The organism is Methylomonas sp. MgM2 (assembly GCF_054172045.1).
The window spans coordinates 22,734-31,782 of the sequence record NZ_JBSYXO010000042.1 but is presented as its reverse complement, the minus strand read 5'-3'; the positions used below and the strand labels follow the sequence as shown (position 1 = coordinate 31,782).

General features: G+C 55.2%; 11 protein-coding genes. 2 read left to right on the top strand and 9 right to left on the bottom strand.

What is annotated here, in order from left to right; translation table 11 throughout:
- The 6 genes from ACW73I_RS20440 to ACW73I_RS20415 form a co-directional block, all read right to left on the bottom strand.
- Positions 1 to 170, bottom strand: a 170-nt coding sequence (locus tag ACW73I_RS20440) for a VOC family protein (protein WP_458031352.1), incomplete at its 3' end; no start/stop codon positions are given.
- 78 nt (positions 171 to 248) lie between these two features.
- The gene (locus ACW73I_RS20435; protein WP_458031350.1) at positions 249 to 887 is read right to left on the bottom strand and encodes a dihydrofolate reductase family protein; all 639 of its coding nucleotides are present in this window, start codon (positions 885 to 887) and stop codon (positions 249 to 251) included.
- Positions 888 to 1,006: 119 nt separating this feature from the next.
- Positions 1,007 to 1,495, bottom strand: a complete 489-nt coding sequence (locus ACW73I_RS20430) for a VOC family protein (RefSeq protein ID WP_458031349.1) — start codon at positions 1,493 to 1,495, stop codon at positions 1,007 to 1,009.
- Between the two features lie 79 nt (positions 1,496 to 1,574).
- Positions 1,575 to 1,937 carry a YciI family protein gene (locus tag ACW73I_RS20425; protein ID WP_458031348.1) on the bottom strand — a complete coding sequence of 121 codons (363 nt, stop codon included), beginning with the start codon at positions 1,935 to 1,937 and terminating at the stop codon, positions 1,575 to 1,577.
- 112 nt (positions 1,938 to 2,049) lie between these two features.
- Positions 2,050 to 2,442 carry a YciI family protein gene (locus ACW73I_RS20420; RefSeq protein WP_458031347.1) on the bottom strand — a complete coding sequence of 131 codons (393 nt, stop codon included), beginning with the start codon at positions 2,440 to 2,442 and terminating at the stop codon, positions 2,050 to 2,052.
- A gap of 134 nt (positions 2,443 to 2,576) precedes the next feature.
- Positions 2,577 to 3,482 carry a haloalkane dehalogenase gene (locus tag ACW73I_RS20415; RefSeq protein ID WP_458031346.1) on the bottom strand — a complete coding sequence of 302 codons (906 nt, stop codon included), beginning with the start codon at positions 3,480 to 3,482 and terminating at the stop codon, positions 2,577 to 2,579.
- Between the two features lie 198 nt (positions 3,483 to 3,680).
- On the opposite strand from ACW73I_RS20415, the gene pdxR reads away from it, so the two are divergent.
- Entirely contained in the window at positions 3,681 to 5,147 is a 1,467-nt protein-coding gene (gene pdxR, locus ACW73I_RS20410; protein ID WP_458031345.1) for a MocR-like pyridoxine biosynthesis transcription factor PdxR, read from the top strand.
- 25 nt (positions 5,148 to 5,172) lie between these two features.
- Here pdxR and ACW73I_RS20405 read toward each other — a convergent pair whose 3' ends face one another.
- Complete coding sequence (locus ACW73I_RS20405; RefSeq protein WP_458031344.1) at positions 5,173 to 6,432, bottom strand: RNA polymerase sigma factor; 1,260 nt, start codon at positions 6,430 to 6,432, stop codon at positions 5,173 to 5,175.
- Positions 6,433 to 6,846: 414 nt separating this feature from the next.
- On the opposite strand from ACW73I_RS20405, the gene ACW73I_RS20400 reads away from it, so the two are divergent.
- Positions 6,847 to 7,251 carry a DUF488 domain-containing protein gene (locus ACW73I_RS20400; protein ID WP_458031343.1) on the top strand — a complete coding sequence of 135 codons (405 nt, stop codon included), beginning with the start codon at positions 6,847 to 6,849 and terminating at the stop codon, positions 7,249 to 7,251.
- Positions 7,252 to 7,362: 111 nt separating this feature from the next.
- On the opposite strand, the gene ACW73I_RS20395 is transcribed toward ACW73I_RS20400, so the two are convergent.
- Positions 7,363 to 7,599: a hypothetical protein gene (locus ACW73I_RS20395; RefSeq protein WP_458031342.1), complete on the bottom strand. Its 237-nt coding sequence runs from the start codon at positions 7,597 to 7,599 to the stop codon at positions 7,363 to 7,365.
- A 608-nt stretch (positions 7,600 to 8,207) separates the two neighbouring features.
- Positions 8,208 to 9,023, bottom strand: coding sequence for a reverse transcriptase domain-containing protein (locus ACW73I_RS20390; protein ID WP_458031341.1), 816 nt, complete (start codon positions 9,021 to 9,023; stop codon positions 8,208 to 8,210).
- Positions 9,024 to 9,049 lie beyond the last annotated feature (26 nt).

Below are 9,049 nucleotides of genomic sequence, written 5' to 3'. Positions count from 1 at the left end.
ACGCTGAACCGGACCGTCAACACATCCCCTTTCTTCCCGGACGGAAAGTCTCCCGGGGCCCGGTGTACCGCGCCGACGGATGAATCGGGGAAGGTTTCGGCGTAAAAGCGCGCCGCGTCTTCGGCGTCGCCGTTGTACCAAAGGCAAATCGTGTTTTTTGCAGGTTTCATCATGAACATCCTCCATCAGTGAGATAACGATCCAGCTCAGCGGTGGATCGTCCGCTGCAACCGGTTATTAGGCCACCCTTACTGACGCACATAGCGCAAGTGTGTAGCATCCGGAGCATTGAGAACTGTATCGATTCTAAACTGCGGCAACGAATCGTGCAGGTCCTCAAACAAGCGCCTTCCATTGCCAAATAGGATCGGTGCTAGGGCAATTTCCAGTTCTTCGATGACACCCATTTTCAGGTACTGCTGTATCACATTTGCTCCGCCGGAGATGCGTATATCGCGACCGCCTGCAGACTCTCTCGCCTGCTCAAGGGCGCGCGCCGGACCGTTGTTGACGAAGTAGAAAGTCGTCCCACCCGGACGCACCCAAGGTTCGCGTTTTTCGTGGGTAAGAACGTATACGGGTGTGTGAAACGGAGCCTCCTCAGGCCAAGAGACCTCGCCTTGCTCGAACATCCGCTTGCCCATGATGCTGGCTCCGCTACGCTCCATAGTGTAACGAAGCATGTCATTTACCGGACCGATCTCTCCTCCCGAACTGAACATGAGGTTCTCGCGAAAGTATTGCTGCTTGAAGATCCAGCTCATCAGAGCGCCCCATTTGGCACCCCAGTTTTTGTACTCAGGCTTACTCCAATTTTCGATCGCCATCCCTTCCGGCGCCATGTAACCGTCAAGACTAAGTCCGATGTTCACAAATACCTTGCTCATGATTCCTCTCTCTCGATTCTGCATTTTGGCCTAACGTAAAGCTAAGGGGCGGTTGCGGTATCGACCATCCCGCTTGAGCATCATGTTAGACTGGGTATGCGTTACAAGATTTGCCATTGTTACTTGTCAGTACTGGGGCAGTCCGTGCTTCCAGAAACCAGCATTGCATCCCAACGTTCCTGTATTTCGTCGGGAGCGACCTTTTCGATTTGATGCTGAAGCATCCATTTGTGCCCAAAGGGGTCACTGATTCCTGCGCTGCGGAAACCATAGAACATATCAGTCGGTGGCATTTCGACGGTTGCGCCAGCGGCGCTTGCGCGTTCAGCAGCGGCGTCGGCATTTTCCACCATCAGACTGAAACTCACGGCAGTGCCGCCAAGGTTCATAGGCGATTTATTGCCCCATGCAGGATTTTCGTCGGCAAGCATAAAATGGCTACCATTAATCATTATTTCGGCGTGACCGGTGATTCCAGTTTTGGTATCGGTAAGCCGGAAGATTTCGGTCGCACCAAACGCCGATTTATAAAACTCAATGGCTGTATTTGCGTCCTTCACGGTGAGGTAAGGACTCATGGGTGGATAGTTAAAAGAATTTGTACTCATGGCATATCCCCTAAAATGCGATTGTGATGGAATTACCTAACGTTTAAATAGGTCGATCGGCAAAGCGGCTTCGGAATGGTTAAGATGCAAAATCCGCTTCTTCGTACTCCGGACGAATTTCAATGTCGGAGTCCTCCAGCATGGGATTGGGACAGCGCTTCACCCATTCGATGGCTTCATCCATCGATTTGACCTGCCAAAGCCAGTAACCGGCAATTTGATCTTCCGGTTCCAGAAATGGGCCGTCGATGACGGTGCGCTGCTTACCGGAGAACCTGACACGCTTCCCCTGCGAGGTGGGCTTTAAACCGGCGCCGCCCAGCATAATGCCGGCGTTGATTAATTTCTCGTTGTACTGACCCATTGCTGTCAGTAATTCGGCGCTAGGCATAGTGCCTTTTTCGCTGTCTTTGCTTGCTTTAACGATAATCATGCATTTCATTTAAATTTCTCCTGTTGAAGCCCATCGGGCAGTGGAACTGGCAGTCTTACAATCGATAGTCGAATGGCGTTTGCCGAAATCGACAAGTCGCCCGAAATTTCTTCAAAGCTATCTAACCTGCCATGTCCGCAGCAGAAAGACCCAGTGCCTGCAAGGTCTGCGCGTCTTCCGCAACCGGCCGCACTTCGACGCAACCTAGCTTCGCTCCCGGGATTCGTGACGCCGCCTGGATTGCTTCATTCAAATCCGTGGCTTCGATCAGGTAATAGCCGCCGAGTTGTTCCTTGGTTTCCGCGAAGGGGCCGTCGGTGGTGGTGGTTTTGCCGTTCCGCACGCGTAGCGTAATCGCCTCATTGGCGGGCAATAAGCGATTACAACCTAGATAATGGCCACTGTCTTTGATGGCTTGAGTAAATGCTGCGTATTCGTCAAAGTGCTTGTCCGCATCGCTTTCCGTCATTTGCTCCATCACGGTTTCGGCGCAAATCAGGCATAAGTATTTCATGTTCGGCTCCTGTTAGTTAAAAACGCTAGACGCCTAATAGTCGTTTCCGGTTCGAGCATTTCGACATGGCCGGTATCGAAAACCGAAAAAAAATTTCACGCTACTCGCTGCCGTCTTTAAATCTTAGATTTTTTTCACGCCGCCGATACGCCGCGCCGCTTGGCCAAATCGCAAACGAAGGCTTGTAGCGCCAGTCCGATTTCGTTCGGCGCATCCTCCTGAATATAGTGGATACCCTTCACCGAAACTTCCTGCTGATTGGGCCAGGTCCGGCAAAAGGCCAGCGCGCGGCCCGTCAGCAGCGCGCCCGGTTCGGCGGAGATCAGCAACTTGGGTATCGGACTAATGGATAGCCACTGTCCGTATAGTTCGACAATTTCCGCCACATCCGCCGGCTCGCCGTCGATCGGGATTTCACGCGGCCAGACCAAGGTCGGCAGCCGCGTCTCCCGGGTTTTGAACGGTGCCCGATAGGCTTCCATTTCCGGCTTTGCCAGCGTCCGGATGATGCTCTTCGGCAGCACGGTTTCGACGAAAAAATTGTCGTCCAGCACCATCCGCTCGCCCTGTTCGGAGCGTAGCGCGCGAAACATCGCATCCCGCCCGTTCGGAAAGTCGCCCCAGCGCCTGGGTTGAACCAGAGCCTCCATGTAAGCGATGGCGCGAATCTGCTCGGGATGGCGATAGGCCCGGTAAAAACCGAGCGCCGAACCCCAGTCGTGCAAGACCAGAACGATATTCTCCGTCAAGCCCACCGCCTCGAACCAGGCGTCGAGATACCTGGCATGATCCGCGAAACGGTAGGCCGCGGTTGGCGATGCGCCCGATTGCCCCATGCCCACCAGATCCGGAGCGAGACAGCGGCCGTAAGGCGATAAAAACGGAACGATGTTGCGCCACAGATATGACGAGGTCGGATTGCCGTGCAGAAACACGATCGCGTCGCCCGAGCCGACATCGACGTAACTGATCTCGGTGTCGAGTACCGCGATGCGTTTGCGCGGAAGCGTATCAGCAATGGAAAAATGTGATTCAGCCATTTTACACCTCTAGCGAATAGACATTGAATTCGCGAGCAGCCGAAAGCCGGCGGCGTTAGCCCGCCAGCTTTCCCTTTCATCGCGTTGCGACCATGGTTATCTCCTTGACAAGGTCCCGGCATTACCGCCCAAACTCCGTTTCTGTGAAATAATGCACGCCCCGCGATCTTAAAAACAGAGCCACTTGGCTCGAATGTGATGGAACCAATTTTTGAATTAGCCATTGCTCTTCCAGCGCCGGGCTCGGGAAATTTGCTTAAGGAACTGCATAGTCAGTTATGCTCGGCCATCATCGACGGCCGCTTGCAAGCCGGCACGCGCCTGCCGGCCACTCGCCGTTTCGCCGAGATTGTCGGCGTGTCGCGCAACACCGCGGTGGCGGTTTACGATAGGCTGCAAAGCCAGGGCTATATCGAAATCCGCCCCGGCGCCGGAGCGTTCGTCGCCCGACACATTCGCCGGCATCCGCTGCCGGCCGTCGATTCCCAAGCCGACTCCCGATTGAACCCGTTTTGGCGCAATCCGCCCTTGCCGTCGCCAGCGTTTCAGCCACCTTTTCGCTTTGATTTCAGGATCGGCCTATCCGACAATGCAAACTTCCCGTATCCGATCTGGCAGCGCCTACTGATGCGCTCGCAACGCCGGTTTGCGAAACTGCCAACGCATTACGCCGACCCCCAGGGCCAGGCCAGCCTGCGGAGGGCCATTGCCGGCCATGTATCCTTCGCCCGCGCCGTGGCTTGTCAAGCCGACGATATTCTGATCACCACCGGCATTCAGCAAGGGCTGGATTTGCTGGCCAGAATATTGGTCACACCCGGTCAGACCCTGGTGGCGATGGAAGATCCGGGCTATCAGCCGGCAAGAGTGGCTTTTAGCGCCGCCGGCGCCCAGGTCGCCGGAATTCCGGTGGATGCCGAAGGTATTCGGGTGGCAGACATTCCGCCGCAGGCCCGCGTGATTTACGTCACCCCAACGCATCAATTCCCTTTGGGCCACCCGCTGTCGATGCCGCGCCGTAACGCGCTGATTGAATTCGCCCAACGCCACGGGGCGGTCATCATCGAAGACGATTATGACAGTGAATTCCGCTACAGCCGCAATCCGCTCGACGCACTACAGACGCTGGACCGGAACGGGCAGGTGTTTTACCTGGGCACGTTTTCGAAAAGCCTGTTTCCGACCCTGCGTCTGGGATTCGTGGTGATGCCGGGTTGGGCCAAAACAGCCCTTATTTGCGCAAAACGATTTAGCGACTGGCATAGTCCGGTGCTGGAGCAGGAAACCTTGGCCTCATACATCGCCGAAGGCCATCTGGCCCGGCATATCCGCAGAATGCGCAAGGTCTATGGCGACAGACATGCCGCACTCATTGCCTCGATTAGCCGTCACTGCCCGGATTTATTGGAACCGATTTCGGCCCCCTGCGGACTGCATATGACCGCCTTGTTAAAAGATCAGCGCCTGCAGGCTGAAGACATCGCCGAGCGCGCGGCGGATAACGGCATGGGACTTTATGCGTTGACACGCTATCCCGTCGCCAACAGCCGGTTGAACGGCTTTGCCTTCGGCTTAGGCATGATAAACAGCGCATGTATCGACCAGGCGATGGTCGAGCTCGCCGCATCGATGCGGCAGCGCCTCGCTCGCCGTCAGACGGGTTGACGAAGGCCTATGTGTCGGCCCACGCTTACAATTCGCGCAAGCGGCGCTCCAAAAAACGCCGCTCCGGCAGTTGACGGGTCAGGCTCAGGGCGCGCTCGTAAGCGGAGCGGGCTTGGTCGATTCTTCCCAAACGCCTTAACAAATCCGCCCTAGCCGAATGCGCCAGGTGATATTCGGCCAGTTCGCCGCGCGACAGAATCTCGTCAATCCGCTGAAGCCCCGCCTCCGGGCCGTCGCGCATCGCTATCGCCACCGCCCGGTTCAATTCGACGATAGGCGACGGCTCGATACGCAGCAAGACTGTGTACAGCGCGGCGATTTGCGCCCAGTCGGTGACGGCGGCGTCGGCAGCGCCGGCGTGCACCGCCGCGATGGCCGCCTGCAATGTGTAGGGACCGAAGCGCCGAGAGATCAAGGCCCGTTCCACCAAGGCCGAACCTTCGGCGATCCGTTCTCGGTTCCACAACGAGCGGTCCTGGTCGCTCAGCAATATCAATTCGCCGTCCGCCGACGTGCGCGCGGCACGGCGCGATTCATGCAGCAGCATCAGGGCCAACAGGCCCAAGATTTCCGGATCCGGCAACAGTTCGGCCAGTAAGCGGCCCAAACGGATCGCCTCTTCCGATAGGTCATGCCGGGTTAGCGTCGCACCGGACGAAGCCGAATACCCTTCGTTGAAAATCAGATACACCACGCACAACACGCTGTCCAGCCGGTCCGGCAATTCGGCGGGACTCGGCACCCGGTACGGAATTTTTGCATCGCGGATCTTGGCCTTGGCGCGGACGATGCGCTGAGCCAGGGTGGGCGCCGGCGTCAGAAAGGCGCGCGCGATTTCTTCGGTCGCCAAGCCGCACACCTCGCGCAAGGTCATCGCCACCTGGGCTTCCGGCGCCAGCGCCGGATGGCAACAGGTGAAGATTAACCGCAGGCGGTCGTCTTCCAGGTGTTCGTCGTCGGAATCGCCGCTTTCGTAGGCGGGATCGGCCAGCGTGTCGACATCTTCAAGCATCTCGAAGCGGGCCCGGCGGCGCAGATTGTCGATGGCCTTGAAGCGGCCGGCCGATACCAGCCAGGCTTTCGGATTGGCGGGAATGCCGTCGCGCGGCCATTGCTCCAATGCGGCACGAAAGGCGTCGTGCAACGCTTCCTCCGCCAGATCGAAATCGCCGAGCAAACGGATCAGCGTGGCAAGGACATGGCTGGATTCGCGGCGGTAAATGCCGCTCACGGCCTCACGCACCAATTCCTCGTCGATGGGCGTCGAATTCTGGTTTGCCGTCATGCCGATGCCGGAAAAAGCGCGGGACGGTCAAGGCAGTGGCATCCATTTATGCCAGCGCATACGTTGCCGATGATTTCGAGACCGGTTACATATTTCGGGATTATGTTGTAATTTGGATTCATGCAGTACTCCAGATTCGCTTAAATCGCATACGGCAGAAGCTTACCTCGTGATATATCGCATGTCGTATAGTCGAATCGACAACCGAGCCAAACTATTTTTTCACCAGTCCGTGCAAAAGGCACTCGGTTTTATGTCGCCATCAAAACACCCGGTCCGATCGGCTCAGCGCGCAAAGCGAATCAATCGGCATCGAAATTTTGCCGAATTTTAAGCCGAGCGGATGTATCGCCATTCCAGTCTATACTCACCAGCAACGGTTTTAAAATGATTTTAAGTGAGCGGACTTCGCTCATGAATCAACCCAATGCCGACGAACTCACAACTATTCATATTGCGAGGTTGTTCATGAATATCAGGATCAAGCGCGTCTATGAGCCGGCGGAACCACAGGACGGCGTGCGTGTACTCGTCGATCGCCTGTGGCCAAGGGGGTTGACAAAAGCGCAAGCTCATATCGACCTATGGCTGAAAGGCATTGCTCCGAGCACCGAACTTCGGCAATGGTTTGGGCACAATCCGGAACGGTGGGACGCATTCAAAGAACGCTATCTGGCGGAGCTCAAGGATAATCCTGAACCGATTCAGCGACTAAAGGAACAACTGGACAAGGGTAAGGTGACGCTGGTCTACGCCGCGAAAGACGAGCAGCATAATCACGCACTCGTCATTCTGGAAAATAGCGCATTATTTCGTTAGTTAAACGAACCAGATGCAAAAAACGGCAATCCGATAAGCGTCGCGCTTAACGCCGGTTACCTGATCGATCTTGTGATAAAAACGGCCGAAGGGATGAAATCTTCGGCCGTCTTAAGCCGTGCGATGAGCAAGGATATGGCGGCTAAGCGAACTTTTCCGAATAAATGGCCGTTTCATCGATTCCGGATGCGAGAGCCACTTGGGTAGCCGACGCAAGCGCCGTCCCGACAGGGAGGGTAGCTTGATATCCGCCTGCTCGGCCGCACTGACGACGCCGCAATCGTCACTACAGGCAAAGCTTAATTCATGGCCATCCCGTGTCGTCAGGGAAATTTGATATTCAGACATAGTGCCTCCGGACTTCAAGCGGCGGCCCGCAGCTGCAAAACGGCGTGCAAAACTTTCCAGGGTCCTGGGGAAAAGAGCGTTGAAAAGTTTCCACCCCAGGTAGTTCAATGACCGGCTTTTTGCCGGAGAAACCTGGAGTGATAAAAATGGATGTCATCCCCGAAATTAAGCAACTGCATTTTGTTGAGAAGGTCACCATAAGCGACTTGGCGAAGCAGTTCAAGTTGTCCCGTCCCACGATTCGTAAACATCTCAATACAGTCTGGATTTGGATATTTACATATGGCATTTCTAAATTTTCCTGAGAGCCTAACGGGTAGAATAAGGAGCACCTCAGCGTCTGACTTGATTCTATTGATGGCGATACCTTAAAAGTAGTATTGCGTTCATTAATGCCTGCGCTCCTTATTCGACCCGATGGCTCCGCGAAGCGGAGCCATCTATCAAGTTAACCGGCACGCGCTAAGATGACGAACAACCCGTAACCTGCCGCGCGTCCGGACGAGCTGTGTTAGGCCCGATGCATGAATGGGAGAGTAGCGGCAGCGCTTACGCGCTACCGCCCTCGCAGAACCGGACTTGGGGCGTTACACCATCCGGCTCCCAGTTTAAGTCATCCACAATGGTTTGGGATATAAGTTGTGCTGGATTCGCAGCGATGGCATCCATGCCCTTAACACCTTGCTGAACTTCGCCCAGTTACAGCTTCGCCTTTGGCTTAACTGTGCCAGTTTCTGGTTAACCTCTTTAAGTTTCTTGGTGATCCGATCGCGTTGCGTCGTGCGCCCCACTATGAACCGACCTTTGCGACTCCTGCTCACGTAGTGGATGAAGCCCAGAAAATTAAAAGTTGCCGGACGTTTGGTGCCGTCTTTCGAGCATAATGTTACCGCTTGACTGCCAAAACGGAGTATGGCGGTTTTGCTCGGCTCGACTTCCAGACCAAATTGGCCTAACCGATCCTGCAGGTCCGTCATAAACTGCTTAGCGTCGTCTTCACGGGCGAAGCAGGCTACAAAGTCGTCCGCATATCTGACGATTTTAGCGTTACCCTGGCACGCCTTGGCGAATTTGCGCTCAAACCAGATATCGAGCACGTAGTGCAGGTAGGTGTTGGCTAGCACCGACGAAATCAGACCACCTTGCGGCGTTCCAGTATCGTCATGCCGCCAAACCCCATCTTCCGGCACACCGGTTTTGAGAAAACGCCTGATGATTCGCAGAAATATCGGATCTTTGATCCTGTATTCCAGAAATTTCATCGGCCAATCGTGGTTGACGTTATCAAAGAAGCCTTTAATATCTGCCTCCACGATCCATTGAGTGTTTTCATTGGTGATTACTTCGGACAGCCTTGGTAGAGCCTGATGAGCGTTACGGCTTCGCCGGAAACCATAGGAGCAACACCTAAATTCCGGTTCCAAAATCGCTTCCAATATCTTGGTTATTT